Consider the following 26,179-nt stretch of genomic DNA (forward strand, 5'->3'; position numbering starts at 1 on the left):
GCGTTTCGCTGGTTCCTTTCCCTCGGCGACCCATCTCAGTTCCTCTCGATCTGAGTGAATCTGCTCTAATACCTCGATTCTCAGTTCGATCGGATTGCGATTTTCTGACTCAGTAAGACTAAAGCGCCATGAGATTAGGATGAATCGTCATCGCGCTTTAGGTTGTTGTTTGAGCATGATCTTTTCGGAAAACCGCTGCGCACTTTTCCGGATCATGCTTTAGAACCGCTCCGGCCGGTAGGGCGCGGGATCGATCGCCGGCGTTTCGCCGCTCATGATCTCGGCGAGCAGGCGTCCGGTCGCGGGCCCCAGCGTAAAACCCTGGTGGCCGTGGCCGAAATTCATCCAGAGGCCGTGGTGGTGTGGAGCCTGGCCGAGCACCGGCAGCATGTCGGGCGTGCAGGGCCTCGTGCCGAACCACGGATCGGGCTCGACGCGCTTGCCGAGGTCGATCAGCTCGCGTGCGGAGGCCTCGGCGCTGGCGAGCTGCACGGGCGTTGCGAGTGCATCGCGGCCGGTCAGCTCGGCCCCTGTGGTGATGCGGATGCCCCTGGCCATCGGACCCATGGCATAGCCGCCGCCCTTGTCGACCAGCGGCAGGTCGAGCGATGCACCGCCGCTGTAATGCATGTGGTAGCCGCGCTTGCGCACCAGCGGAATGCGATAGCCGAACTTGTAGAGGAGGTCGGGCGACCACGGTCCGAGCGTCACGACGGCATGGGGAGCGTCGATGCGTCCCTTGTCCGTATCGACCGACCAGCCGGTCGCGGTCTGCTGCAAGCTCTGGGCATCGCCGAGCACAATGGCGCCGCCGAGGCGCTCGAACAGCTCGGCATAGGCCGTGACCAGCGCGCCGGGATCGGACACGGTCCAGGTGTCGAGCCAATGGATGGCGCCGGGGAGATCGTCGCGCAGGATCGGCTCCGCCTTGGCAAGCTCGCTGCCCGAGAGCACGCGGAAGTTCACGCCGAATTCGCGCTGGTCTTCCTCCGCCGTGCTGATCGCAAGATCGAAGGAGGCGGGATCGCGATGCAGCACGCGATAGCCGGCGCGGCGGATCAGATTGTCGGCATGGGCTTCGCGAATGAGGATGTCGTGCTCTGCCGTCGCGTAGGCGATCAGGCGCGCCCACGCCTCGATCGCCTCGCGGTGCCGCTTCGGCGCCGAATGCCACCAGTAGCGGAGCAGGGGCTCGATGTGGAGATGAAGCGACGACAGGCTGTAGCGCACGTCATTGGTGCGGCCGGTCGCTATCTTCAGGAGCGTCGCGAGGTCGCGCGGCATCGGGTAGGGGCGAACCGCCTCGGCCTGGATCATCCCGGCATTGCCGTAGCTGGTCTCGCGGCCGGGCTCCCTGCGGTCGATGAGCGTGACGGACCAGCCGCGCTGCTGGAGGTGCAGCGCCGCACTGACGCCGATCATGCCGCCGCCGAGAACAACTGCACTTTGCATCGGATGTGTCCTCGCCAAATCAAAACCGCCCGGTTTGGCCGGGCGGTTTGAACTGGATGCTCGTCTTACTCGCCGCCGCCGAAACGGCGTGACCACCAGCCGGCGCGACGCGGCGCGGCCGGCGTTTCGTTTGCCGCTTCCGGCGCGGGCTCAACTACCGGCGCGGGCGGGATGACCGGTTCGGTTGCCTGTGCAACCGGCGTTGCGGGCTCGGGCTGGGCGTTGAGCATGAAGCTCACCTTCTCGCGAACCGTGGAGCGGCGTCGCGCGGCTTTGTCGTCGGCCGGCTCTTCTTCCGCGGCAGCGGCAGCCGCAGCCGGCTCGGGCTGGACCGGCGCCTCGGTCTGCACCTCGGCGTGCGGCTCGGGCTGGCTGAGCTGAGGCTCAGCGCTGTGTTCGTCCTGCGCGATCGAAGGTGAAGCCTCGCCGCCCACGCCATCGAAATCGGCGACAGCATCGGTCGCTTCCGGCGGCGCGTTGCCAGTGAGCTCATCGCCGATCGAGCCGGCAAGACCTTCCTCGCCGCTACCGCCACGCCGACGGCGACCACCGCGACGGCCACGCCGGCGACGGCGCTCGCCGCTGCCCTGCTGCTCGCCACGGGCCTGAGCCGCCTGGTCCTCGCCTTCCTCGCCGTCCTGCTCGGACTCGGCATCTTCCTCGCCATCGCCGGCAACCATCGCCGGTTCGGGAAGGGCCGTCGCGCCGTCCTCGCGCAATTCGCCGTCGCGCTGGCCACCGCGGCCGCGCCGACGCCGGCGGCGCTTGCGGCGCTGGCCGTCCTGCTCGGAAGCCGCTTCGCCCGCAGCCTGCTCTTCGGTGAGACCTTCGGTCTCCTCGGACTCGACCTCGGACTCCAGTTCCGCATCGAACTCCTCGTCGTCATAGGCTTCTTCGACCACCGGCGGCGGGCTCGCGGAGGCTTGCGCCGCGAGCAGCGCCTTGGCGGCTTCCAGCGTGTGCACCTGCTCGCCGCGGTCGATGAGGTAGGCCTGCGGCCCGCTGACGCTGGGATCGGCGATGATCGACAGCGTGACCTTGAAGCTGTTCTCGAGGTCGCGCAGATGGCCGCGCTTGTGGTTCAGTACATAGAGCGCGACGTCGGTGCGGGTGCGGACCACGAGATTGTGGGTCGCGCCCTTCATCAGGATCTCTTCGAGGCCGCGCAGGAGCTGGAGCGCCACCGAGGAGACCGAACGCACGTGGCCGGTGCCGCCGCAATGCGGGCAGGGATCGGTCGAGGATTCCAGAACGCTGGCGCGGATGCGCTGGCGCGACATCTCGAGCAGGCCGAAATGCGAGATGCGGCCGACCTGGATGCGCGCGCGATCCTGCCTGAGGCAGTCGGACAGCTTGCGCTCGACCGCACGGTTGTTGCGCTTCTCGTCCATGTCGATGAAGTCGATGACGATCAGGCCGGCGAGGTCGCGCAGGCGAAGCTGGCGGGCGACCTCCTCGGCCGCTTCCAGATTGGTCTTGAGCGCTGTGTCCTCGATATGGTGCTCGCGCGTCGAGCGCCCCGAGTTGACGTCGATCGAGACCAGCGCCTCGGTCTGGTTGATCACGACATAGCCGCCGGAGCGTAGCTGCACGGTCGGCGAGAACATCGCGTCAAGCTGGCTCTCGACGCCCATCCGCGAGAACAGCGGCTGGCCGTCGCGATACTGCTTCACCGCACTGACATTGGCGGGCATCAGCATCTTCATGAAGTCGCGCGCTTCACGGTAGCCGGATTCGCCGGCAACCTGAATCTCGTCGATCTCCTTGTTGTAGAGGTCGCGCAGCGAGCGCTTGATCAGCGAGCCTTCCTCGTAGACGAGGGTCGGGGCCTGCGACTTCAGCGTCAGGTCGCGCACCGTCTCCCACATCCGGATCAGGTACTCGAAATCGCGCTTGATCTCGGGCTTGGTGCGGGAGGCGCCTGCGGTGCGCAGGATGATGCCCATGCCCTCGGGCACGTCGAGATCCTGCACCACTTCCTTCAGGCGGGAGCGATCCTGGGCGCTGGTGATCTTGCGGCTGATGCCGCCGCCGCGCGCGGTGTTCGGCATCAACACGGCATAGCGGCCGGCGAGCGAGAGATAGGTCGTCAGCGCCGCACCCTTGTTGCCGCGCTCTTCCTTGACCACCTGCACCAGCATCACCTGGCGGCGCTTGATGACTTCCTGGATCTTGTACTGGCGGCGCGGACGGAAGGTACGCTCCGGCACCTCCTCCAGCACGTCGTCGCCGCCGACGGATTCGACGACTTCCTCTTCGGCTTCCTCGCCGTCCTCGTCTTCATCCTCGCCGTCGTCGGCCGGCACTTCGGCGGTCTCGGCATGCGGCGCCTCGGCGGTTTCGCCGGCAGCGTAAACGGCATCCGCCGGCTCGTCGGCGGAGGTCACGGCCTCGGCCAGGGCGTCGGCGTGCGCTTCCGAGGCTTGAGCTTCGAAGGTCTGGGCTTCTTGCTCACCAACGGTCTCGGCCGCGACGACGGGTTCGGCGCCGACGGCTGCAACCGGCGCGGGCGTCTCGTCGGCATGATGATGATCGTGATGATCGTGCTCGCCATCATGACCATGGTCGTCGTGGTCGTGACGGTGATCGTCATCATGGGCGTGATGCTGGTCGTCGTGCCCATGCTCGTCATGATCGTGCTCGTGATGATCATGAGTCTCGTGCTCGCCGTGATGCTCGAGATCGACGTGCAGAGCGTTCTCGGGCAGCGCCTCTCCCTCGACCGGCTGGGCCACCGGATCGGCGCCGGCCTCGAGGCCTTCGACGATGTCGCTGCGCACGCGTTCGCCATGACCGCGGCGGCGGGCGTTGCGGTGGCGCGAGCGGCGGCGGCCGTGGGAGCGGTTCTCGCTCTCTTCCTCGGCCTCGCGATGAGCCTGCTCTTCGGCCTCGATCAGAGCCTGCCGGTCAGCAACCGGGATCTGATAGTAATCGGGATGGATTTCGCTGAAGGCGAGGAAGCCGTGGCGGTTGCCGCCATATTCGACGAAAGCGGCCTGGAGCGAGGGTTCGACCCGGGTGACCTTGGCGAGGTAGATATTTCCGCGCAGTTGCTTGCGTTGCGCGGTCTCGAAATCAAACTCTTCGACGCGATTGCCGCGGACCACGACGACCCGGGTCTCTTCCGGGTGGGTGGCATCGATCAACATCTTGTTGGGCATGTCTTAACTCTTGGCGGCGGCGGGCGCGGTTCACCGTGGGCGCGTATCGCGCCGCCGGGTGACGCGACGGTCCACCTGATTCGGGGGTGAGGGGAAGGCCGAAACGCCGTCTCTCGCGCCTTGCCGAAGCGGAAGCTTCAGGACCGAGGCGGCGCGCGGAATGGTCACTCCGCAGCGTCGCGAACGGTCCTTCAGAATTCGTCGGCACACTCTGGCGCATCAAGCGTCGGCCCGTATGAAACATTGGGCGGCGGGGCCGCCCCTCAATCAGTTGCTGCTGGCCAGGCATGGCGCGAGCGCGCTCGCCCTGGGATCACGAACCGCTCCCTCGGGATCCAAGGCTTGGGATCCAAGGGACCGGGTAATGGGTTACGTCGCTGTCAGAACCGTCCCGGAAACGTGAGCGGTAACCGGGGACCGTCCACCGCCGGGGCTTGACCCGCTCCACCTCGCTGCCGCGCACCGCGCTGGCCTTAGAGGAGAACGGAAAAACGCTGGAATTCCCAAACCTTGGGAGCTCCGGCGCTGCACCGGGAGGCTGAATGCGACACAACCGGAAATATCGGCCGTCAGCACTCCGTACATACGAGGAATGGACCATCGGTGCAAGGGAGCGTCGCACGGCGGTCACAGTCAGCTAGTTTCGCGTTTCCGTCATTAAGGATCAATTAACCCTGTGGTTCTATTGCGTTAAAAGAGCTGCTCGGAGGCACGGAATCGGTGGCGAGCCGCGCAAAACAAAGGGTTCTGCTGGGATGCGCGCTTCTGTGCGCTGCGGCATTGCCTTGTGCTGATTCCTCTCGCTTGAGCGCGGCGGAAAGTCAGGCGCAACCCTCTGTTGCGGCGGCGAATTTTCCAATCGCCTCGGCAGCCCGGCTGGCCGGCGATGGCAAGCAGACCCGCTTCATCCTCGACCTCGACCAGAGCGTCACCTTCCGTGCCGTGACGCTCGCCGACCCGTACCGGGTGGTGGTCGACGTGCCGCAACTCAATTTTCAGCTGCCCGCCGGGACCGGGACGGGACGGGGACTGGTCAAGGCCTTCCGCTACGGGCTCGTCATGCCGGGCGGCTCGCGAATCGTGTTCGATTTGACGGGGCCGGCGAAGATCGCCAGTTCCCACGTGCTGGAGGCCGCCAACGGCCAGCCGGCCCGGCTGGTGCTTGAGCTGGAGGAGGTCGACCGCGCCGCCTTCGCGCCCTCGGTCGCCTCGGAAAACCGACCCGAGCTGCGGCCCGCGATCGCTGCCGCCCCGCCTGCAACGGTTCCCGCCACGGCCGACGCGGCGCAGCAGAAGGTCGATGACCGCCCGGTGGTCGTGATCGATCCCGGTCATGGCGGCATCGACAACGGCACGCAGTCGAGTGGCGAAAGCGAGAAGAACCTGGTGCTGGCCTTTGGCCGCGCGCTGCGCGACCGGCTGGAAAAGACCGGCAAATACCGCGTGGTGATGACGCGGGACGACGACACCTTCATCCCGCTCAATGACCGGGTCAAAGTCGCCCGCAACCTCAAGGCCGCCTTGTTCGTCTCGATTCACGCCGACGCACTGCCGCGCGCCGAAGGCGATGCGCAGGGCGCGACGATCTACACACTCTCGGACAAGGCCTCCGACGCCGAGGCCGAGCGGCTGGCGGATGCGGAAAACCGGGCGGATGCGATCGCCGGCTTCAATCTGGCCGAGGAGCCGACTGACGTCGCGGACATCCTGATCGATCTCACCCAGCGGGAAACCCGCACCTTTTCAAATCGTTTTGCCCGCCTGTTGATGGGCGAGATGAAGTCGACGGTGCGAATGCACAAGCATCCCCTGAAGTCGGCCGGCTTCCGGGTGCTGAAGGCGCCCGACGTGCCCTCGGTGCTGGTCGAGATCGGTTACGTCTCCAACAAGGGGGATCTCGAGCACCTTGTCTCGGAGGGCTGGCGGTCCCGGGCTGTGGGATCGATGGCACAGGCGATCGACGCGTTTTTGGCCAAGCGGATGGCCACGGCCGGGGCCGGACCCGCGAATTGAGAAAGGGTTTTTCCGTCCCGCCGCAAAAGCCCTAGTTTGGCCACAGCGGGCGCTTTATAAAAACGCCGCAGGGGGTTCCGGAATCGACGAGAATCCCGCTCGGCAAGCGTCTTTAGGTCCGGCATTGGTGTAATTGTGTAGGCCGGTGAACTCGTGACGTGACGTTGGCGCCTGTTTGGGGTGCCTTGGGCTGATGGATTGAACGGATAAACAGATAATGCGCTTGCTGGTGCGGTTCATGGGCTTCCTGTTCGCCGCGGGAACAGTGCTGTTCCTTGTCGGTGTCGGGGCCGTGGCAGGCCTGATCTGGCATTTCTCCAAGGACTTGCCGGACTACTCTCAGCTCCAGGATTACGAGCCGCCGGTGATGACGCGTGTGCACGCGGTCGACGGTTCGCTGCTCGGCGAATACGCCAAGGAGCGGCGGCTGTACCTGCCGATCCAGGCGGTGCCCAAGCTGGTGATCAACGCCTTCCTTGCGGCCGAAGACAAGAATTTCTACGAGCACGGCGGCATCGACTACACCGGCATGGCGCGCGCCGGATTGGTGTATCTGCAGAACTACGGCTCCAACCGCCGTCCGCAGGGCGCCTCCACGATCACCCAGCAGGTCGCCAAGAACTTCCTCTTGACCAACGAGGTCTCCTTCGCCCGCAAGATCAAGGAAGCCTTGCTGGCGATGCGGATCGAGAAGACCTACTCGAAGGACAAGATCCTCGAGCTGTATCTGAACGAAATCTATCTGGGCCTCGGCGCCTACGGCATTGCGGCTGCGTCGCTGGTCTATTTCGACAAGTCGGTGAACGAGCTGACGGTGGCTGAAGCCTCCTACCTGGCGGCGCTGCCGAAGATGCCCGCGACGCTGCATCCGGTGCGCAACCGCGATCGCGCCATTGAGCGCCGCAACTACGTGATCGACCGTCTGTTGGAGAACGGCTGGATCAAGCAGGCCGACGCCGACAAGGCGCGCAAGGAGCCGCTGGCCGTCACCAGCCGCTCCAACGGCGCCCATACCTTCGCCGGCGAATATTTCGCCGAGGAAGTCCGCCGCGATATCTTCGAGCGCTACGGCGAGAAGAAACTCTACGAGGGCGGTCTCTCTGTCCGCACCACGCTCGATCCGAAGATCCAGGTCATGGCGCGCAAGACCATGGTTTCGGGTCTCGTGAACTATGACGAGCAGCAGGGCTATCGCGGCGCCATGAGCAAGCTCGATACGTCGGGCGACTGGGGCGTCAGGCTCGCCGAGATCAAGTCGCTCTCCGATATCTCGCCGTGGCGCATGGCGGTGGTGCTGGAGACCAGTGACCAGTCCGCGCGCATCGGCTTCCAGCCGAGCCGCGAGCTCGGCGGTGCCGTCAGCAAGCAGCGCGAGACCGGCATCGTCACCGTCGACGGCGTGCGCTGGGCGCGGGCCGCGCAGGGCGGCACCAAAGGCAAGACGCCGACGGCCGTGTCGCAGGTGCTTCAGCCCGGCGACGTGATCTACGCCGATCCGCTCTACAAGGACGGCCAGCCCGTCGAGGGCCAGTACCGGCTGCGCCAGATTCCCGAAGTGTCGGGCGCCATGGTGGTGATGGATCCCTGGACCGGCCGCGTGCTCGCCATGGTCGGCGGCTTCTCGTTCGACCAGAGCCAGTTCAACCGCGCCACGCAGGCCTACCGGCAGCCGGGTTCGTCGTTCAAGCCGATCGTTTATTCGGCCGCGCTCGACAACGGCTATACGCCGTCGACCGTCGTGCTCGACGCGCCGATCGAAATCGACCAGGGCCAGGGCGCCGGCGTGTGGCGGCCGGAAAACTTCTCCTCGGGCAAGTTCCAGGGACCGGTGACGCTGCGCAACGCGCTGCGACAGTCGCTGAACACCGTGACCGTGCGCCTCGCGCAGGACATCGGCATGCCCCTGATCGGCGAATATGCCCGCCGCTTCGGCGTCTATGACGAGCTGCCGAACTATCTGTCCTACGCGCTCGGCGCCGGCGAGACGACGGCGATGCGCATGGTCACGGCCTATTCGATGCTCGCCAATGGCGGCCGCCGGGTGAAGCCGACGCTGATCGACCGCATCCAGGACCGCTACGGCCACACCATCTTCAAGCACGACCAGCGCGAATGCCGCGGCTGTGATGCACCGGGCGGCTGGAAGAACCAGCCCGAGCCGCAGCTGATCGACCGCCGCGAGCAGGTGCTGGATTCCATGACCGCCTATCAGATCACCGAGCTGATGGAAGGCGTGGTGCAGGCCGGTACGGCCACGGTTATCAAGGCGGTCGGCAAACCGATCGCCGGCAAAACCGGTACCACCAACGAGGCCAAGGATGCCTGGTTCGTCGGCTTCTCGCCCGACATCGCCGTCGCCATCTACATGGGCTACGACAAGCCGCGCCCGCTGGGTAAGGGCAACGCCGCGACCGGCGGCCATCTGGCAGCCCCGATCGCGCGCGACTTCCTCCAGCTCGCGCTCGCCGACAAGCCCGCGGTTCCGTTCAAGGTGCCGGCCGGCATCAAGCTCGTGCGCGTCGTTGCCAAGACCGGCATGCGCGCCGGTCCGGGTGAATCCGGCGGAACCATCCTCGAAGCCTTCAAGCCGGGCACGGCGCCGCCGGATAATTATTCGGTCATCGGCGTTGCCGATGCGGACGGCCGTATGCCGGCCTCGCAGCAGCAGCAGCCGGATTCCGGCTTCTTCATGCGTCCAGGCACCGGCGGGCTGTACTAGCGGATAACGCCGACGTTTGAGGGAGCGGGCGGTTGCGCTTTGGCGCCTCCGCCGCTACATCGGCGTTGCAATCAGACGCGGGAACAATTCCGCGAGACCAGAGAACGACATGCGCGCCGAAATCGAACGGTTGGTAGAAGAGATCAAGCAGTCAGTCGGGCTGCTGAGGAGGCATCTTTGACGTCGAGAAATCGACGGCGCGCCTCGCTGAGCTGAACAAGCTCGCAGAAGATCCCAACCTCTGGAACGATCCCCAGAAGGCCCAGAAGCTGATGCAGGAGCGCACCTCGCTTGAGGATTCGCTGTCGGGCATTGGAAAGGTCGAGCAGCAGCTCGAAGACGACATCGGCATGATCGAGCTCGGCGAGGCCGAGGGCGACGATGGCGTCGTTGCCGAAGCTGAAGCCGCGCTGAAGAATCTGAAGAAGGAAGTTGCGCGCCGCGAGCTCGAGGCCCTGCTGTCGGGCGAGGCCGACCGCTTCGATTCCTATCTCGAGGTCCACGCCGGCGCCGGCGGCACCGAGAGCCAGGACTGGGCGCAGATGCTCTTGCGCATGTACACGCGCTGGGCCGAAACCCACGGCTTCAAGGTCGAGTATCTCGAAGAGTCCGAGGGCGAAGAGGCCGGCATCAAGTCCGCGACCATCCAGGTCTCCGGCCACAACGCCTATGGCTGGCTGAAGACCGAGGCGGGTGTGCACCGTCTCGTCCGCATCTCGCCGTTCGATTCCAACGCGCGTCGCCACACCTCGTTCTCGAGCGTGCAGGTGTTCCCCGTCATCGACGACAGCATCAAGATCGACATCAAGGAGTCCGACGTCCGCACCGACACGATGCGCTCGGGCGGCGCCGGCGGCCAGCACGTCAACAAGACCGAATCCGCGGTGCGGCTGACCCATATTCCGACCGGTGTCGCGGTGGTCTGCCAGGCCGGCCGCTCGCAGCATAAGAACCGCGCCCAGGCCTGGGACATGCTGCGTGCCCGTCTTTATGAAATCGAGCTGAAGAAGCGCGAGGAGAAGGCCGCGGCCGACCAGGCTGCCAAGACCGATATCGGCTGGGGCCACCAGATCCGCTCCTACGTGCTCCAGCCCTATCAGATGGTGAAGGATTTGCGCACGGGCGTGCAGACCTCGGACACGTCGGGCGTGCTCGGCGGCGATCTCGACGAGTTCATGGCGGCGACGTTGGCGCAGCGCGCCTTCGGCACCACCACCGGTGACATCGAGGACGTGGACTGATCATGCCGCGCGTCGCCTTCATCGGGCTTGGGCGGATGGGCCACGGCATGGCCGGCCGCTATCTCGATGCCGGCTTCACGGTGACGCTGTGGAATCGCAGCCAGGCCAAGGCGGAAGACCTGATCGCGCGCGGTGCGCATTGGGCGACCTCGCCGGAGGATGCCGCGATCGACGCTGATGCCGTCGTGACCATGGTCGCGGACGACGAGGCCTCGCGCGCGGTCTGGCTGGGGCCGAAGGGCGCGGCCAAGACTGCGAAGGCAGGCACCATCGCGATCGAATGCTCGACCGTCTCCTATGACCACGCCCGCGAGATGGGCCGCGAATTGAACGCGCGCGGGCTGATCTACATCGACTGCCCGGTGACGGGATTGCCGGACGCGGCCTCAGCCGGAAAGTTGACGCTCCTGGCTGGCGCCGATGCCGCCGATCTCGCGCGCGCCCGCCCATTCCTCGAACCGATCGGCTCGACCATCCGCCATTTCGGCGCCGTGGGCACCGGCACGGTCTACAAGCTCATCAACAATCTGATGGGCGCAATCCAGATCGCGGGCCTCGCCGAGGGCCTCGCCATCGCCGAGCAGGCCGGCCTCGACATGAACCTCGTGCTGGAGTCGATCCAGGCGGGCGTCGCCGCAAGCCCGCAGGTGCAACGCCACTCGAGGCGCATGGTCGCTCGCGATTTTTCCGGCGCGACCTTCACGGCGGCGCTGCGGCACAAGGATGCCGCCTATGCCGTGAAGCTTGCCGAGAGCCTGCTGGCCGGCAAGCCGCTGGTCTCGCGTGCCGCGGTCGAGGCCTACGCGCAGGCGAAGGCTGCGATGCCGGATGACGATGAAGGCAGGATGATCGAGCTGGTGTCGCGGCCGAAGACGAAAACCTCTTAGCCGGTCATCTGGACATGGGGCAGCCTCGTTCGGAACGCGGTCTCGGCATTGCCCTCGTCATCGCCGCCGCAATTGCCTGGAGCACGGCTCCGTTCTTCACGCGCCTGCTTCCATTCGACCCCTGGACCATCCTGTTCTGGCGCGGCCTGTTCGCCGGCAGCCTGATCACGGTGTTTCTCGTGGTGATGCAGGGCCGCGCCGCGTTGGGGCAATTGCTGGCGCCGGGCCGCGGCGGCTTGCTGGTCGCATCCTTGTCCACGCTCGGAATGGTCACCTTCATTCCCGCGCTTCAGATGACCAAGGTGATGAACGTCGCGGTGCTGATTGCAACCCAGCCCTTCGTCGCCGCCGCGCTGGCGTGGCTATGGCTCGGTGAAGCCGCGACATGGCGCACGCTGATCGCGAGCGTCATTGCCTTTGCCGGTGTGGTCATGACGGTCGGCGGCGTTACGGCCGCCGGCGATATCGGCGGCGTGGCCCTGAGCTGCCTGATGGTGCTCGCCATCTCCTCCATGACGGTCGTGATCCGACGCCATCGCCAGACCTCGATGGTGGCGGCGGCCGCGCTGTCGAACTTCCTCGGCAGTCTCGTCAGCCTTCCGCTCGCCCACGACATCACCCATGTCGGCGGCAACGGTCTCGCCATCCTCGCCATGTTCGGCTGCCTACAGGTCGCGCTCGGCCTGACGTTCTACGTACTCGGCTCGCGCTGGCTGCCCTCCGGACAGGCCTCCCTGATCGCGACCCTCGAAACACCGCTGATGCCGTTCTGGATCTGGGTTGCCTTCCGCGAGATCCCGGCCGTTCACGCGCTGATCGGTGGCGTGCTGGTGATCGGAGCTGTCGTCGCCGACGTCGTTGGCGACGCCCGCTCGCGCGAACGGTCCTGAGACGCAGGCGCGTTGTCGGGAAACGGGTGGCAAACGCCGCCACGCCGTCCTAGTCGGCAGGCCCGGCCACCGAGATGAGACGCCATGCCCGTTACCGACAATCGGATCGACGCGCGCGACTGGTCGCTGCTCGCGGTGCTCTCGATTCTCTGGGGCGGCTCGTTCTTCTTCAACGGCGCGGGGTTGCGGGAATTGCCGCCGCTGACGCTGGTGTTCCTGCGCGTCGCGCTGGGGGCCGCCATTCTCCTGCCGTTGCTTCGCATGCAGGGGATCGGCTTTCCCAGCGGCCTTGCCGGCTGGAGGCCATTCGTTGCGATCGGGTTGCTCAACAATGCCATTCCGTTCTCGCTGATCGTGATCGGCCAGACCTTCATTCCGAGCGGATTGGCGTCGATCCTGAATGCCACGGCGCCGATGTTCACGGTCATCGTGATGGCGGCCGCAGGCGAAGAGACGTTGCAGATGCGTCGCGTGGCCGGGGTGGCGCTGGGGCTCCTCGGCGTGATCATCCTGCGCGGATGGGGCCTCGAGACGAGGGCCGGGCAGGGACTTGGCATCCTGCTCTGCCTCGGCGGCGCCTTCAGCTATGGCCTCGCGGCGCTGGCGGCGCGACGGCTGCTGAAGGACGCAGCCCCGCTTGGCACGGCGACGTTTCAGCTGATGGCCTCGACGGTGATGATGGCAGCCGTCGCCGGTGCGGTGGAGCAGCCGTGGCGTCTTCCGATGCCCGGCCCGACGACGTGGCTCGCGGTGCTTGGTCTGGCCGGCGTGTCGACGGCGCTCGCCTACATCGTGTTCTTTCAGATCCTGCGGCGCTCGGGCGCGACCAATGTGATGCTGGTGACGCTGCTCATTCCCGTCACCGCCATCCTTCTGGGTTGGTTGGTGCTGGGCGAGCCGATTTCGGCGCGCGAGATCGCGGGCGCAATCGTCATCGGCAGCGCGCTGCTCGTCATCGACGGACGTATTCTCAATCTGCGGCGGCGCGGCGTGTAGGTCCCGGCCGCTGGTGCGCTTCAATGGGCAGGCCACGAGCGCAGCAGCGGTCACGGCTGGCGGCCGGCTCTTGCCTTGAGGACCGTACCGCCGGCAACGCCGACGCCGAGCACATACATCCAGCCCTCGTGAAAATCGAACAGATGCGAGTTGAGCACTGAGCTCGCGATGTTCTGCACGACGGCGAGGAGGCCAATCCAGGCAGCAAGGCCGTTGCCCGGGAACAGGCGGAGATGCACGATCCACATCGCGTAGAGCAGGATGACGCCGAGCAGGCCCCACTGCATCGCGACGTTGAGGGTCTGGTTGTGCGGATTGCTGACGACCTCCGCATCGAGTTTGCTCTCGCTCGTGGCGGCGCGCTCGAACTGTCGCTTGATCGAGCCGGTGCCGTGGCCGATCAAGGGCGCCTCGGCAAAGGCATGGATCGCCTTGCGCCAATAGGTCAGCCGCTGCGCGGTCGAGGCGTGGCCGATGTCCTCATGGCCGTGGCGGTATTCGACGGCGATATCCGTGATGCGCTGGCGCAGATAGGCCGACGTGGTCCAGGCGAGCGCGCTCGCGGCAACCGCGCCGGCGAGCAGGACCAGTGCTGCCCGCCGGCTCAAATGCCTCCAGGCGAACAGGGCCAGCAGCAGCGGAATGCAGAACAAGGCCGTACGGGCCGAGACGACGAACACCATGTTGGTGGCGAACAGCAGGATCGGCGCCAGGCAGGCCGCTGTCGCGACCACGTTTCCGTTGCGCCAGAATGTCAGCGCAGGCAGCGCCAGCGCGAAGGCGCAGAGCGTGAATTCCTGGCTCTGGTCGATGTAGTTCTTGACGGGAACGCCAGCCGACGCGGTGGCGGTGATCTTCCAGGCGGGATCGAGCAGCACGATCCAGGAATAGACTGCAAGCAGCACACAGGAGGCCAGAAAGGCGAGGCAGACCTCGCTGCCGCGCTCCGACCGCCTGAAATGGTAGAGCAGGGGTGGGATGAGCACGAGCTTTGCTACCGGCTTGATCGCATGCAGCCGGTCCGGCCAGTCGCCGTCCGACCATAGCGTGCCGAGCAGCGCGAGCAGCAGCAAGGCGAAGGGCAGGACGAACACGGGCCTCGTGAGATCGCGCGCATAGGCGCGCCAGTCGATGGTCGGCGTTACCGCCATCAGCCAGAGCCCGACGAAGATCGAAGGCGCCGTGGTCGACCACGGCAGCGACGCCGCGATCAGGATGACCAGCACGTCTGCCGTGCGGATCAGCGCGGCGGAATTGCCGAAGGCCTGCCATCGGTCGCGCAATGTTTGCGGGCCGGGCCATGCCACGGGTTCGGCAGTCATGTGGGTGACGCCTACTGCGCTGCGACCAGGCATTCCCTAGGCATCTCATGCCCGAGGAAATCGCGCGCCTGGGTCTCGTAGCCGAAGCGTTCGGCCAGCTCGTGGCGCCTCGCCCGGATCTTGCCGCGGCACTCCTCCTGCCGCGTCAGCACGCGGGTGACTGAAGCTGCGATCGAATCGGTCGAGAACGGATCGAAATAGTCGGCGAGCTCGCCTGCGACCTCACGGAACACGGCGATGTCGGAGCACAGCACCGGCGTGTTCGCAGCGAGCGCCTCGATGATCGGCACACCAAAACCTTCGGCAAGGCTCGGCATGATCAGCCCGTGCGCCTCCGCGATCAGGGCCGCCTTTTCGTGCTCGTCGACATAGCCGGCGAAGCGGACGTTTTGGGGCAGGTTGCGCATCCGGCTGATCTCGCCGGCATAGCCGATCACGACGAGATCGGCGTGGGGTACGCCACGGAAGGCGCGAACGACGGTGGCGACATTTTTGCGCGGCTCGTTCGAGACGATGACGACGAAGCTCGGCCGCCCCGGACGCCCCGACGGGGCTGGCAGGTGCAGGACATCCGGGGCGTCGAACCGGGTGCGGGGATACACGACCCGCGCCGGCAGGTGCGCAAATTGCGGCAGCAGTTCCCTGAACCGCATCATGCTATAGTTTGAAACGAAGGCGAGCTCGTCAGCCTGCCGCAGGCTGGTGAGGAGCCGCGACAGGAACAACCGCGTGGCGACATCGCTGAGCTTGAGATCGGTCAGCGGCAACAAATCATGGACGACGCAGATCACCTTGGCATCGGGCCTGCGCCTGATCGCCACCCGGGTCGGGGTGTCCACGACGATGACGTCGTAGTCGCGCGCGTCGACCCGCGGCGGCGGCAGCAGGAAGAAGGCCGAAGAGTCCTGATAGCTGTAGAAGCCGGGCTCGAGCTGGAAGTCGCGGAACAGCTCGAGATGGCGCAGGTCCGGCGGGATGTATTCCAGCGCAGCGGTCCTGTTCTCGATCAGCCTTGCGTGTAGGCCACGCAGGCCGACGGCGCGCAGGAAGCAAAGGACATAATCCCACGACACCGACATGGTGGCCTTGTGGCGAAGCCAGTCGAGCGTGCGCCGCAAGCCGTTACGCGTCACTGGCTCGCTCATGTTGATCTCGTCGAGGAAGCGGTAGAGGGCGAGCAGTTCGATGTTGCGCGACTGCGCCGGAAACAGCCTGGTGCGCCGCTCGCGCCGATGCAACTTGCGATAGCGCCGATTGGTTTCCACCAGCAGCGTCAGCTCGTGCCCCTCCGCCGCGAGCGAGCGCATCAATTCGCGCGTGAAGTGGAAGATGCCGCGCTTGTGGTTGGGCTCGCCAAGCGCTTCGGAGACGACAAGGATGTTCTGCTTCATGCGCGTTTCTCGCGGAGCTCGAAAGGAAGTGCCGACGGCGGCTCGACCGTGACAGTCGAGGCGATGCGGCCATGGTCGAGGTTGATGATGCTGGTGCAGGTGCGGCGCAACAGCGGCTGGTCGTGTGAGGCGATGATCACGATCGCCGCCTGCGACACGAGGTTCAAGAGCCGCGCCTGCGCCTTCTCCGCAAAGTGCTCGTCGACGACGCTGAGCCATTCGTCGAGCAGGAGGATGTCGGCCGGAAACGCGGTGGCGGTCGCAAACAGCACCCGCATCAGCATGCCCGAAGAGAACATCCGCAGCGGCAGCCGCTGCATGCGCGTCTCGAGCTCGGTGAAGGCCCAGATCTCGTCGATCACGCTGCGGGTCGGCTTGCGGCCGCTGATCCGCAGCAGCAGCGCGATGTTGTCCTCGGCGACGAAATCCAGATTGACGCCGGCGTTGAGGCCGAGCAGGGGCATGATATTGCCCTGGATTGCGACGCTGCCGCTGCTCGGCGGATAGACGCCGGCAATGAGGCGCAGCAGGGTCGACTTGCCGGAGCCGTTGGGGCCGGCAAGTCCGATGCGGGCGCCGGCTTCGGCTTCGATCGCGACGTTGTCGACGGCGCGGATGATCCGCATCTCACCCGGCTCGCGGATGAGATGGCCGAGCAGCCGCCGTTTCAGCGAATAATCGTAGGCACCGTAGAGCGGATAGTCGAGACAGACGTTGCGAAGGCTGATCGAGACCATGCGTCAGATCCAGAATGCGGCTTTGCGCAGGTGGGCCAGCGTCAGCACGCTCGCACAGATCAGCAGCGCCAGCACGACCAGGACATAGATGATGCTGACCGGATCGACATGGCCGCCCGCCAGCGGCTCGCGCCACACCGCGAACAGATGCGTCAGCGGATTGATCCGCATCACCGTCGAGCGATGGTTGATCATCTCCGACGACCAGATGATGGGCGAGGCGAGAAAGGCGAGCATCAATGTGGATTCGATGATCGGCTTGAGGTCGCGGTAGCGCGTTGCCATCGCGCCGAGGACGAGGCTCAGAGCGAAGGTGCAGACCACGAAGAGGACGAGGCCGGGCAGCGCCGCCAGCGCGTGAGAGAGGTCGTGGGGCGTCAGGGCGAGCCACAGCACCAGCGGCACGCAGGCGTTATGAAGCGCGAACAGCGCCTGCCTGAACGTGCATTGCAGGAGGAAGATGACCGGCGGCAGCGCCCGGTCGCGGATCAGGCTCGCGGAGTTCTGAAGCGCCGTGGTGGCATCGAGGACGACACTGTTGAGAAAGGTCCAGGCCGTCATCGACAGCGCCAGCATGGGCAGGCGCGACAGGACATCGGCGTTCGACATCTGGCCGATCACCGAGCCAAGTACCGCGACCACGATCGCCATCTGGAGCGACATCCAGAACGGTCCGAGCAGCGAGCGCACATAGCGGTGGCGCATGTCGGACCAGGCCAGCGCCGCCGCGATCCGGACGGTGTCCACCCATCCCGCCGCCTGCGGCGGCTCGGCAGCAGCCGATCGCGCCTCGCGTGGCGCGGCGACGGCGTCGCGATAGACGGCCTCCATGCCTTGCTTGAAGGCCGTGGCCGAATAGCGGTTGAAGGCACGCGTCCGCGCTGCAAGTCCCATGCGGCGGCGGCGCTCGGGATCGCGGATCAGGGTGTCGATGGCTTCACCCAGCTTCGCGGCATCGCCGGGCGGAACGGTGATCGCCTCCATGCCGTGGCGGGCGACCCGCGGCACCGCGGTGTCGAGCGCCGTGTTCACGACCGGGCGGCCGGCCGCCATGGCCTCCAGCTGGACGAGGCCGAATGTCTCGGCATTGGTGACTGACGGCATCACGAAGACGTCAGCGAGGCACATCAGCTTGATGCGCTCGCAATCATTGACCGAGCCTAGCAGCCGGACGCGTTCCCCGAGGCCGAGCTCCCGGATCAGTTGCTCGAGCCGCGGTCGCTCGGCGCCCTCGCCGATGATCCAGACCTCGAAATTGTGCGCGGCCGCGGCGCGGATCAGCACGTCAAAGCCCTTGTAGGGAACCAGCCGGCCGCAGGCGAGCACCAGTCGGCCGCGATCATTGACCTGGTGTGGCTCGATCTTCGGCCAGTCGTAGCCCGTAGTGTCGATGCCGAACGGTACGACGTGGCATTTATCTTCGAATTCGCGCAATAGCGGCGTGCTGTCGACCAGCACCTCGTCCGAGACGATGATCGCCTTGGCGCGGCGCAGCGTCCGCCGCATCAGCGGTTCGATGAACCAGCGCAGGCCGGCATGAGTGACGATGTCGGCGTGCCAATGCACCACCAGCGGCCGCCCGGCGCCGAAGCCGAAGGCGAAAACGAGATCGGCGAGCGGGAAGGGCGCATGGAGGGCGAGCAGATCGTGCTCGGCGATCTTGCGCCACAGCCGCCAGGGATAGGTGGGCGCGACGGGCAGCGACAGCAGATTGCCGAGCGAGCGGACACGCTCGACCGGCACGTCGTTGACGACGATCTCGCGTCGCTCGGCCGATTGCGAGCAGACCAGCACGGCGGGGGCGAAGGCATCCTTCAGACTCGCGCAGATATCGCGGATCACCGTGAGCGTGCCGCCGAACAGGTCGGGATAATAGATCTTGAAGATGTGCAGCACCGACGGACGGCGCGGGTTGTCGTTGGTGTGATGCATGATGGCGGTCAGCCTGCAAGAAGCGCTGCGACGAACGGTGCGGACAGCACCGAGATGAAGATCACGCCGCGCAGAAGTGCGGGCAGTATCGGCTCGATTGCGCCGCGCCCCCAATCGGGAGCCGGCAGAGCACGCAGTGAACTGGAAGTGCAGACCAAGCGGTCGGCCATGGGTGTGAATCCCTTCTACGTCGCGCCCTCAGTGGTGTCCCGTATATGTGGGAAAATTTACCACGTCAATTGGCAAAGCGAAAAAAGTGGGATTGTGTCCCACGCAAGGCGCCGTTACACTTCAGACATGAATGCCAAGTCCGGGTCCAAGGCAGCGGCTCCGCAGCCCAATGCCGCCGCGAAGCTGCACGCGCCGCTGGCGCGGCTGCTGCGCCCGCTCGTGCGGCTCTGCATCCGCAGCGGCATGACCTTCCCGGCGCTGGCGCAATTGCTCCGCGAGCTCTTCGTCAACGTCGCCGAGCACGATTTTGCGCTGGAAGGAAAGGAGCAGACCGACAGTCGCGTCAGCCTGCTGACCGGCATCCATCGCAAGGAGGTGGCGCGGTTGCGCGGCGCGGGCGCGCCCGTGCACGAGGCGCCGGCGGCAGTCTCGCTGACGAGCGCCGTGATCGCGCGCTGGATCGCCGCGCCGGAATTCACCGACGCAAAGGGCGAGCCGCTGGCACTGCCGCGCACCGCCGAGGGCGATGCGCCCTCGTTCGAGCTGCTCGTCGCCTCCGTCACCAAGGACGTGCGCCCCCGCGCGGTGCTCGACGAATGGATCGACCGCAAGCTCGTCACCATCAACGATGATGACGAGATCGAGCTGGTCGAGGCCGCCTTCGTTCCGAGCGGCGAAGACGACGGCAAATGGCACTATCTCGGCCGCAATCTCCACGACCATATCGCGGCGGCGGCAGAGAACGTCTTGGGGCCGGCACCGCGCTTCCTCGAACGCGCGGTGCACTACAACAACATCTCGCCGAAGCTGGCGAGGCGCCTGGAGGCACGCTCGCGCGAGCTCGCCATGGACGCCCTGAAGACGGCTAACCGCGAGGCGAACCGCGCGCTCGCCAAGGACAAGGGTGGTGACGCCCGCTGGAATTTCGGCATCTACATCTATTGCCAGGACGCCGACGAAGCGGGCGAGGCGAAGGAAGGCGGTAGCACGCAGGGCGGCAAAGAGGGTGGTTCTTCATGAGCCGGCCGCCCCTGATCTCCCGGCGTCTGCTGCTGACCGGATTCTGGCTCGCGGGCACGGCCATTGCCCGCGCACAGGTCAAGCGCGGCACCGATCAGGGCATCGGCGGCACGGGAATCACGCGCGGCGATGATCATGGCATCGGTGGCACCGGCATCGTCGGTGTGATCCAGCGGTTCGGCAGCATCTACGTCAATGGCGAGCGCATCACCTATGCGAGCGACGTTCCGGTCCGGATCGACGGCGAAGCCACCAGCGCCAGGGCGCTGCGCATCGGCCAGCTCGCGCGCGTGGTCGCAACACGTCAGGCCGACGGCACGCTCGTCACGCGCAACATCACGATTGCGAGCGAGGTCGCAGGTCCGATCGAGCAGGTGAAGGGCAACGAGCTGACGGTGCTCGGTCAGAAGATCGTCGCGAGCGACAAGGAGAGCAAGCTTCGTGCGGGAGCGCAGGTGGCGGTCTACGGCCTGCGCCGGGCCGACGGCCTGATCGTCGCGAGCCTGGTGGAGCCGCGCCGCGATGCGGCTGCGCGCGTCACGGGTCTGGTCGAGCGCGGGCCGGACGGCCTGCGCATCGGCGGACTGAGGCTGAACGGCGTCGATCCCTTGCTGGTTGGTCAGCGCGTCCAGATCGAAGGCCGCGTGAGTCAGGGGGCGATGCAGGCCGCGCGCACGCGGATCGACGATTTTTCCGATCTCGTCGGCGCAAACAGGCTCTCGATCGAGGCCTATGTGCAGCGCGTGGGGGCGAACCTCCAGCTCGGCTCCGGATTCATCGCCCGCGACAGCTCGCGCTTCGGCCCTGCCGCGGGCGAAGCACGCATGGTGGTCAACGGCATGTTCGATCGCTCGCGCGGCTTCCAGGTGGATTCGGCGCAGGCCGTCGGTCAATTCCCTGGATCGTCGGGGCAGGCGCCGGGCGGAGCGGGCAATCCCGGACGCTCGCCGGGCGGCTCGATCCTGCATCCAAATCGCGGCGCCACCACGCCGGGTGGCGGTCCATCCGCTGCACCGGGGGCACCCATGCCGGGATCTCACGGCGGTGCGACGCCCGGCTCCGCGCCGACAGGGCCGGGCGGTCCGTCGGGCTCCGGGGGGCCGGGCTCGCCCGGCGGTCCCATGGGACCCATGGGCCCAGGTGGAATGGGTGGTGGCGGTTTTGGCGGTCCCGGAGGCGGGATGGGTGGCGGCCGGCGCTGAAGGGGTGCTGTGCCGAAAGAAAGTGGCGCGAGCCTAAAGCGCGATGAGATTAAGATGAATAGTCATGGCGCTTTAGGTTGTCGTTTGAGCATGATCTTTCCGGAAAACCGCTGCGCACTTTTCCGGATCATGCTTTAGGGCGTGTATTCATAAATGGCCGGATGGGAAGTTTGCTTCCGGGAGCATAGCAGACCAATTGTGCTCAACGTGAGTTCTTCGGATTTTGACCCGCTGCAGACTTCGCTCAAGATTTGCCTTGGCCGTTCCTCGCTGGCCGCATTCGAGCGGGCTAGGGCGTGGACTCATTAACGCGAAGCCATAGCCTGATTGAGGCGAGCTGAACGAAAGCAAGGTAGTTCGCTGCCAGCTTGTCGTAGCGTGTTGCCACTCGACGGCATTGCTTGATCCTGTTGAAGAACCGCTCGACCTGGTTGCGAGCGCGATAGAGATACGGGCTGAAGCAGATCGGATCGCTGCGATTGCACTTCGGCGGAATGTTTGCCCACGCGCCCTTCTTCATTGCAAGTTCTCTGATCCAGTCGGCGTCATAACCACGGTCGGCGAGCAACATTGACCCGGATTTCAGACGAGACAGCAGTTTTCCGGCAAGTCGCACGTCATGGGCTTCACCGGGGCTCAGCGCCAGCCGTACCGGCAGACCCTTGCTATCAACCAACACATGGATTTTGCTCGTCAAGCCGCCGCGGGACCGTCCCATCGATTGGAGCTTGTTTTTTGTGATGCAGGATCCATGCTGATGCACTCGGACAATCGAGGTGTCGATCATCTGGACAGCGGCATCGTGGGCAGCGGCAAGTGCGTCTATAATGCGGCCCAGACACCAGCCCGCCGCCAGCGGACGAAACGGTTATAGCAGGTCGTGTAAGGGCCAAAATGATCCGGCAAATCGCGCCAAGGTGCCCCGGATCGCAGGACCCAGAAGATGCCGTTGAGGACACGTCGATCGTTTACCCGAGGAACGCCACGCGGCTTGTTCGGCAGCATCGGCTTGATGGCAAGCCATTCATAGTCGGCGAGTTCGTAGCGCATGATTCGACCCCAGTTTGGGAGTTTGAATCACGCGGGTCGGTCCAAGCGCAAGGCTTCTGGCCCGGCCCTTGGTTCGGCGCTCACGGGGCAGAAGCGGACTTTGACCTGCCGACAACCCCCGTTGAATCCGTCGAAAAAGACCTCAAGTGGACAAGTTGGATGATGACGCCGGGCGCAATTCGACTAAATTGGACCCGCTGGTGAGTGCTAAGTTAAATCTGGGAGTGTTCTAGTTTGGCGAAATAGTTTTCGCTACGAACAATGAGCGATGAGAAGTCCTTCAAAGCCTGATACCGGCGCCGGGAAAGCACTCTCGCGACGCTCTGTCCTGACGGGACTTGCGGCAACCTGCGTTGCGGCGTCGGCGAAATGGAGTTGGGCTACCGAAATCGGTGGTGGCCCGTCCTTTTTCGCTGATGGCCCGGACGCCGAACTTTACGGCGCGGGCGAGAACTACCCGATCAAGGACCGGTGGCAGATCTACCAGCCCGGCAATCCGGCCTCGCCAAAATACCGCGTCGGCGCATTCAGTCATTACGATGAGATATTCCCGACGCGTCACGTCGATCGCGCGGCCACGGCCTGGCCATTCAAGCGAACGCCGGCGGATGTCAGCTACCAGTACAAAGGAAACCGCGCTTCGCTTGCGGATTATCTGGCGCGCAATCCGGTGACGGGCCTGTTGATCGCCAAGGATGACCGGATTCTGGTCGAGCGCTATCAGTACGGCCGCACCGATCGAGACCGGCTGATGTCGCAGTCTATGGCAAAATCGATCACCGGCATGCTGATAGGGATCGCGACAGCGGAAGGCGCGGTCAAGTCGATCGACGATGCTGCGGAGACCTATGTTCCCGGCTTGAAAGGCACGGAATACGGTGCAACCCCGATCCGCGCGCTGCTGCACATGTCGTCTGGTGTGAAGTTCGGTGAAGAGAACGACGAAGCGAAAGGCAGCGGAGACGACCTCGATCGCCTGTGGGGCGACATGGTGCGCAAGCACTGGTTTTCCCAAAAAGGCACCGTTGCCAGCATCGCGCAATTCAACCAAAGGATCGCGCCGCCGGGGACGCGATTCCATTACGCCAGCATCGAGACGGATGTGCTTGGTCTCGTGCTGCGTTACGCGACCGGTCAATCAATGTGCGGCTATCTCCAGGAAAAAGTCTGGCAGCCGATCGGCACGGAAGCGGATGCCAAATGGCTGATTGATGCGGAAGGCCGTGAGGTAGCGCACGGGTTCTTCAATGCGGTACTGCGCGACTACGCGCGGCTCGCCCGTCTGCTGGCCCACGACGGAGCGTGGGAGGGCAAACAGATCATACCTGCACAGTGGATGATTGATGCGACCACGGTGCGCGCCTCCGAGACGTATCTGGCAAAAGCCGAGGGAGGGTTCGGGTACGGCTATCAGGTCTACCTGTTTCCCGGCAGCAGACGGCAATTCGCGCTCTTGGGGCACCTCGGGCAGCGCATCCTCGTTGATCCGCCCTCGAAGCTGGTCATGGTGCAGACCGCCGTCGATGAAAAGTCCCCCGAAATCTGGCGTCTGTGGTCGGCCGTGGTCGCGCAGTTCGGGTGACGCCACCTTCCTTCTCCTCTTGTGGGAGAGGGGAAGAGAGATCACTCCGCCTTCGACGTCGGAATCTCTTTATGAAAGAGCAGCCCGAGCTGCGAGGTCTGCTTCTGGCCTATCATACTGCGCTGCCGCACGAACTCGGCCGCTATAGGGGCAATGCGGACATTGTGTTCGTCGCATCACGCCGCTGGGTTTATGGGTACACGGCCTAGCCCGCGCTGAGGCGCACGCCGGCGCGCAAGAACTTCTGCGGATCGACCGCTTCGCCCTCGATGCGGGTCTCATAATGCAGATGCGGACCGGTGGAACGGCCGGTCGAGCCGACGAGGCCGACCACCTGGCCGATCTTCACGATTTCGCCGACCTTGACGTTGATCTCGGAGAGATGGCCATAGCGGGTCGACAGCCCGTTGCCGTGATCGACCTCGACCATGCGGCCATAGCCGCCGGACCAGCCGGCTGAGACCACCTTGCCGTTGGCGGTGACGCGAACGGGGTCGCCGGTGGCGGCGCGGAAGTCGAGGCCGGTATGCATCGCCGGGCGGCCGAGGAAGGGGTCGCTGCGCACGCCGAAGCCGGAGGTGAACTCGNCCTCGCCGATGACGGGCTTGCGATAGGGCACCAGCGCAAGGGTGCGATTGAGACGGTCCATCTCGGCACGAGTGACGTTGATGCGGTTGAGCTGCTTCTCGAACGGCCCGGCATTGGCGGTGAGCTTCACCGGCACGAATGGCCCGCCCATTGCGGTGCGCGGCACGGCAGCTTCGAGACTGGCGAGATTGAGGCCGAGATCGCTGACGACGCCGCGCATCCGGCGCATGCGCGAATCCATGCCTTCCTCGACGGCGCTGAGCGCCGCCATCTGGCGTCGCTCGACCTGATCGAGCGACGTCGTGAGCCGGATCAGGACATTGTCGAAGCTCTGGTTCCTGGCGAATTGACTGACCGGCGGGGCTGCAACGGCCGGCGCACGCGACTCGAGTCGGGCTTCGCGATCCGGGGGCGCCACGAAGATCACGGTGTCGCTGATCGGCGACGGCTTTGGCGTGCCTTGCGCCGTGCCCTGACCGGCGTCGCCGCGCTGCGGCGCCGCGCGGGGAATCGATCCTGTCACGTCAGGCATGGCGCCAAGCGCCGTGGCGCGGGACTCCAGCGCCGTCTGGCGCTTCATGATCTGATCGAGCTTCTGGTCGAACTGTTCCTGGTCGAGCAGCTGGCGGCTGGTGGTACGGTCGACCTTGGCGCGCAGCTCGGCGATGCGGTCCTCATAGGCATACTGCATCTCGGCCTGGCGCGCGATCAGCCGGGTCAGGACGTCGTCGCGGAAGGCAAAATAGGTGGCGGTCGCCGCCGACCAGAGCCCGAGCAGCACGACGGTCCCGACCACGATCCAGAATACCACGGGCCCGAAGCGAACCTGCTTGCCGGCGTGGACAATGGTGTAGTCGTCGTCCGTTGAGGGTAGGGGAAGCGCGGCTGCCACCGTGGCAGCGCCCGGACGGCGGTGGAAGGCCCGTCCGTGGTCGTGAGGATGATGCTGGGGGTACTGCGAGTATTGGGCAGAACTTTTCGACATCGGCACTCCCGGCGCCGGTCGGATGGGGTCCTTGCGGCCTAATTGCCGCAGCAATCTGGGCCGGTCATGGTTAATTTTCCGGAAACGGGAACACGCGAATTTAAAGGGCTGGTTAAAGACTTCTTGCCGCCTCCAGCACCTCGTCGGCATGGCCGTCGACCCTGACATTGCGCCAGATCCTGGCCACCTTGCCGTCGGCGCCAACCAGCACCGTGGTGCGAAGAATCCCAAGGAAACTCTTGCCATACATGGATTTTTCGCCCCAGACGCCATAGGCCTCCAGCATCTCGTGGGTCTCGTCGGAGACGAGGGGGACGCCGAGCTTGTGCTTGTCGCGAAACTTCTCCTGAGCCTTTAACGGATCGGCAGAGATGCCGAGCACGGCCGTGCCGGCAGCAGTGAAGGCCTCCGCGAGGCGCGTGAAGTCGATGGCCTCCCTGGTGCAGCCGGGCGTGTCGGCACGGGGATAGAAGAACAGGACGAGCTTTTGGCCGGCATGGTCCGCCAGCGTGACCACATCGCCGCCGTCGCGGGGCAGGCGGAAGGCGGGAGCCTTCTGGCCCTCGGCCAAGGTGGCCTTCGCTGCCGCCGCGGGGATCGGGACCGATTTGGAGGAAGTTAACCGTTTCGATGCGGCCTTATGCGACGCTGCTTTTGCTATGGTCGCGGTTGATTTGCGTGCCGGTGTCCGCTGTGTTTTCGCGGACTTTGTTTGAGTCGTTGCCCGTGCTTTCGGGGCTTTCTTTTTAGCCGTTGCGATGCCGGAGGGCGTTTTGGACGATTTCTTTCGGGATTTCTTGGACATACGCCTTCCTTTCGACGCTTTCGGCGGGTCAACCA

General features: G+C 65.4%; 19 protein-coding genes. 9 read left to right on the forward strand and 10 right to left on the reverse strand.

Going from position 1 to position 26,179, the window contains the following annotated elements; translation table 11 throughout:
* Positions 1-219: 219 nt before the first annotated feature.
* Complete coding sequence (locus GPL20_RS26420) at positions 220-1,452, reverse strand: NAD(P)/FAD-dependent oxidoreductase (RefSeq protein WP_157333138.1); 1,233 nt, start codon at positions 1,450-1,452, stop codon at positions 220-222.
* A 65-nt stretch (positions 1,453-1,517) separates the two neighbouring features.
* Positions 1,518-4,613, reverse strand: a complete 3,096-nt coding sequence (locus tag GPL20_RS26425; protein WP_157333141.1) for an Rne/Rng family ribonuclease — start codon at positions 4,611-4,613, stop codon at positions 1,518-1,520.
* Between the two features lie 720 nt (positions 4,614-5,333).
* Here GPL20_RS26425 and GPL20_RS26430 point away from each other — a divergent pair.
* The 6 genes from GPL20_RS26430 (at position 5,334) to GPL20_RS26455 (ending at position 13,359) form a co-directional block, all read left to right on the forward strand.
* The gene (locus GPL20_RS26430; RefSeq protein WP_254125870.1) at positions 5,334-6,626 is read left to right on the forward strand and encodes an N-acetylmuramoyl-L-alanine amidase; all 1,293 of its coding nucleotides are present in this window, start codon (positions 5,334-5,336) and stop codon (positions 6,624-6,626) included.
* 217 nt (positions 6,627-6,843) lie between these two features.
* On the forward strand, positions 6,844-9,345 hold the full coding sequence (locus GPL20_RS26435; RefSeq protein ID WP_157333143.1) for a penicillin-binding protein 1A: 2,502 nt from the start codon (positions 6,844-6,846) through the stop codon (positions 9,343-9,345).
* A 109-nt stretch (positions 9,346-9,454) separates the two neighbouring features.
* A protein-coding gene (gene prfB, locus GPL20_RS26440; RefSeq protein ID WP_157333145.1) for a peptide chain release factor 2 occupies positions 9,455-10,586 on the forward strand; the annotation gives its coding sequence in 2 pieces (ribosomal slippage) (positions 9,455-9,523 and positions 9,525-10,586; 1,131 coding nt in all).
* Between the two features lie 2 nt (positions 10,587-10,588).
* Complete coding sequence (locus GPL20_RS26445; protein ID WP_157333147.1) at positions 10,589-11,473, forward strand: NAD(P)-dependent oxidoreductase; 885 nt, start codon at positions 10,589-10,591, stop codon at positions 11,471-11,473.
* Between the two features lie 14 nt (positions 11,474-11,487).
* Positions 11,488-12,363 (forward strand): DMT family transporter, encoded by an 876-nt coding sequence (locus GPL20_RS26450; RefSeq protein WP_157333149.1) that lies wholly within the window; start codon positions 11,488-11,490, stop codon positions 12,361-12,363.
* Between the two features lie 84 nt (positions 12,364-12,447).
* Positions 12,448-13,359 carry a DMT family transporter gene (locus GPL20_RS26455; RefSeq protein WP_157333151.1) on the forward strand — a complete coding sequence of 304 codons (912 nt, stop codon included), beginning with the start codon at positions 12,448-12,450 and terminating at the stop codon, positions 13,357-13,359.
* 50 nt (positions 13,360-13,409) lie between these two features.
* Here the strand turns inward: GPL20_RS26455 and GPL20_RS26460 are convergent, their stop codons facing one another.
* The 5 genes from GPL20_RS26460 to GPL20_RS38990 are packed head-to-tail and all read right to left on the reverse strand — an operon-like array spanning position 13,410 to position 18,911.
* The gene (locus GPL20_RS26460) at positions 13,410-14,681 is read right to left on the reverse strand and encodes an O-antigen ligase family protein (RefSeq protein WP_157333153.1); all 1,272 of its coding nucleotides are present in this window, start codon (positions 14,679-14,681) and stop codon (positions 13,410-13,412) included.
* Positions 14,682-14,692: 11 nt separating this feature from the next.
* Complete coding sequence (locus tag GPL20_RS26465) at positions 14,693-16,072, reverse strand: glycosyltransferase family 4 protein (protein WP_167533223.1); 1,380 nt, start codon at positions 16,070-16,072, stop codon at positions 14,693-14,695.
* Positions 16,069-16,809 (reverse strand): ABC transporter ATP-binding protein, encoded by a 741-nt coding sequence (locus GPL20_RS26470; RefSeq protein WP_157333155.1) that lies wholly within the window; start codon positions 16,807-16,809, stop codon positions 16,069-16,071. Before GPL20_RS26470 ends, GPL20_RS26465 begins: the two co-directional genes overlap by 4 nt.
* Positions 16,810-16,812: 3 nt before the next feature.
* Positions 16,813-18,741: a glycosyltransferase gene (locus GPL20_RS26475; RefSeq protein ID WP_157333157.1), complete on the reverse strand. Its 1,929-nt coding sequence runs from the start codon at positions 18,739-18,741 to the stop codon at positions 16,813-16,815.
* Positions 18,742-18,749: 8 nt separating this feature from the next.
* On the reverse strand, positions 18,750-18,911 hold the full coding sequence (locus GPL20_RS38990; protein ID WP_167533224.1) for a hypothetical protein: 162 nt from the start codon (positions 18,909-18,911) through the stop codon (positions 18,750-18,752).
* Positions 18,912-19,038: 127 nt separating this feature from the next.
* Between GPL20_RS38990 and GPL20_RS26480 the strand changes: the two genes are divergently transcribed.
* The gene (locus GPL20_RS26480) at positions 19,039-19,932 is read left to right on the forward strand and encodes a DUF6502 family protein (RefSeq protein WP_167533225.1); all 894 of its coding nucleotides are present in this window, start codon (positions 19,039-19,041) and stop codon (positions 19,930-19,932) included.
* Positions 19,929-21,134, forward strand: a complete 1,206-nt coding sequence (locus tag GPL20_RS26485) for a DUF5666 domain-containing protein (RefSeq protein ID WP_157333162.1) — start codon at positions 19,929-19,931, stop codon at positions 21,132-21,134. Before GPL20_RS26480 ends, GPL20_RS26485 begins: the two co-directional genes overlap by 4 nt.
* A 289-nt stretch (positions 21,135-21,423) precedes the next feature.
* Here the strand turns inward: GPL20_RS26485 and GPL20_RS26490 are convergent.
* Positions 21,424-22,184 (reverse strand): IS5 family transposase gene (locus tag GPL20_RS26490; protein WP_167533226.1). Its coding sequence is split into 2 segments (ribosomal slippage): positions 21,424-21,965 and positions 21,965-22,184, totalling 762 coding nucleotides; the frame shifts between segments, so codons are not numbered across the junction.
* Positions 22,185-22,452: 268 nt separating this feature from the next.
* On the opposite strand from GPL20_RS26490, the gene GPL20_RS26495 reads away from it, so the two are divergent.
* Complete coding sequence (locus tag GPL20_RS26495) at positions 22,453-23,766, forward strand: serine hydrolase domain-containing protein (protein WP_157333164.1); 1,314 nt, start codon at positions 22,453-22,455, stop codon at positions 23,764-23,766.
* A gap of 205 nt (positions 23,767-23,971) precedes the next feature.
* Here the strand turns inward: GPL20_RS26495 and GPL20_RS26500 are convergent, their stop codons facing one another.
* Positions 23,972-25,339 carry a M23 family metallopeptidase gene (locus GPL20_RS26500; protein WP_157333166.1) on the reverse strand — a complete coding sequence of 456 codons (1,368 nt, stop codon included), beginning with the start codon at positions 25,337-25,339 and terminating at the stop codon, positions 23,972-23,974.
* A 112-nt stretch (positions 25,340-25,451) separates the two neighbouring features.
* Positions 25,452-26,144, reverse strand: a complete 693-nt coding sequence (locus tag GPL20_RS26505) for a peroxiredoxin (protein WP_157333168.1) — start codon at positions 26,142-26,144, stop codon at positions 25,452-25,454.
* Positions 26,145-26,179: the final 35 nt, after the last annotated feature.

The sequence above is a fragment of the Bradyrhizobium cajani genome, assembly GCF_009759665.1.
Lineage (GTDB): Bacteria > Pseudomonadota > Alphaproteobacteria > Rhizobiales > Xanthobacteraceae > Bradyrhizobium > Bradyrhizobium cajani.

Bases quoted from the DNA above. Each gene is read 5' to 3' on its own strand.
- GPL20_RS26450 (WP_157333149.1), top strand. From the start codon at position 11,488: ATGGGGCAGCCTCGTTCGGAACGCGGTCTCGGCATTGCCCTCGTCATC.
- GPL20_RS26485 (WP_157333162.1), top strand. From the start codon at position 19,929: ATGAGCCGGCCGCCCCTGATCTCCCGGCGTCTGCTGCTGACCGGATTC.
- GPL20_RS26475 (WP_157333157.1), bottom strand. From the start codon at position 18,741: ATGCATCACACCAACGACAACCCGCGCCGTCCGTCGGTGCTGCACATC.
- GPL20_RS26435 (WP_157333143.1), top strand. From the start codon at position 6,844: ATGCGCTTGCTGGTGCGGTTCATGGGCTTCCTGTTCGCCGCGGGAACA.
- GPL20_RS26455 (WP_157333151.1), top strand. From the start codon at position 12,448: ATGCCCGTTACCGACAATCGGATCGACGCGCGCGACTGGTCGCTGCTC.
- GPL20_RS26465 (WP_167533223.1), bottom strand. From the start codon at position 16,072: ATGAAGCAGAACATCCTTGTCGTCTCCGAAGCGCTTGGCGAGCCCAAC.
- GPL20_RS38990 (WP_167533224.1), bottom strand. From the start codon at position 18,911: ATGGCCGACCGCTTGGTCTGCACTTCCAGTTCACTGCGTGCTCTGCCG.
- GPL20_RS26425 (WP_157333141.1), bottom strand. From the start codon at position 4,613: ATGCCCAACAAGATGTTGATCGATGCCACCCACCCGGAAGAGACCCGG.
- GPL20_RS26445 (WP_157333147.1), top strand. From the start codon at position 10,589: ATGCCGCGCGTCGCCTTCATCGGGCTTGGGCGGATGGGCCACGGCATG.
- GPL20_RS26470 (WP_157333155.1), bottom strand. From the start codon at position 16,809: ATGGTCTCGATCAGCCTTCGCAACGTCTGTCTCGACTATCCGCTCTAC.
- GPL20_RS26505 (WP_157333168.1), bottom strand. From the start codon at position 26,144: ATGTCCAAGAAATCCCGAAAGAAATCGTCCAAAACGCCCTCCGGCATC.
- GPL20_RS26495 (WP_157333164.1), top strand. From the start codon at position 22,453: ATGAGAAGTCCTTCAAAGCCTGATACCGGCGCCGGGAAAGCACTCTCG.
- GPL20_RS26460 (WP_157333153.1), bottom strand. From the start codon at position 14,681: ATGACTGCCGAACCCGTGGCATGGCCCGGCCCGCAAACATTGCGCGAC.
- GPL20_RS26480 (WP_167533225.1), top strand. From the start codon at position 19,039: ATGAATGCCAAGTCCGGGTCCAAGGCAGCGGCTCCGCAGCCCAATGCC.
- GPL20_RS26420 (WP_157333138.1), bottom strand. From the start codon at position 1,452: ATGCAAAGTGCAGTTGTTCTCGGCGGCGGCATGATCGGCGTCAGTGCG.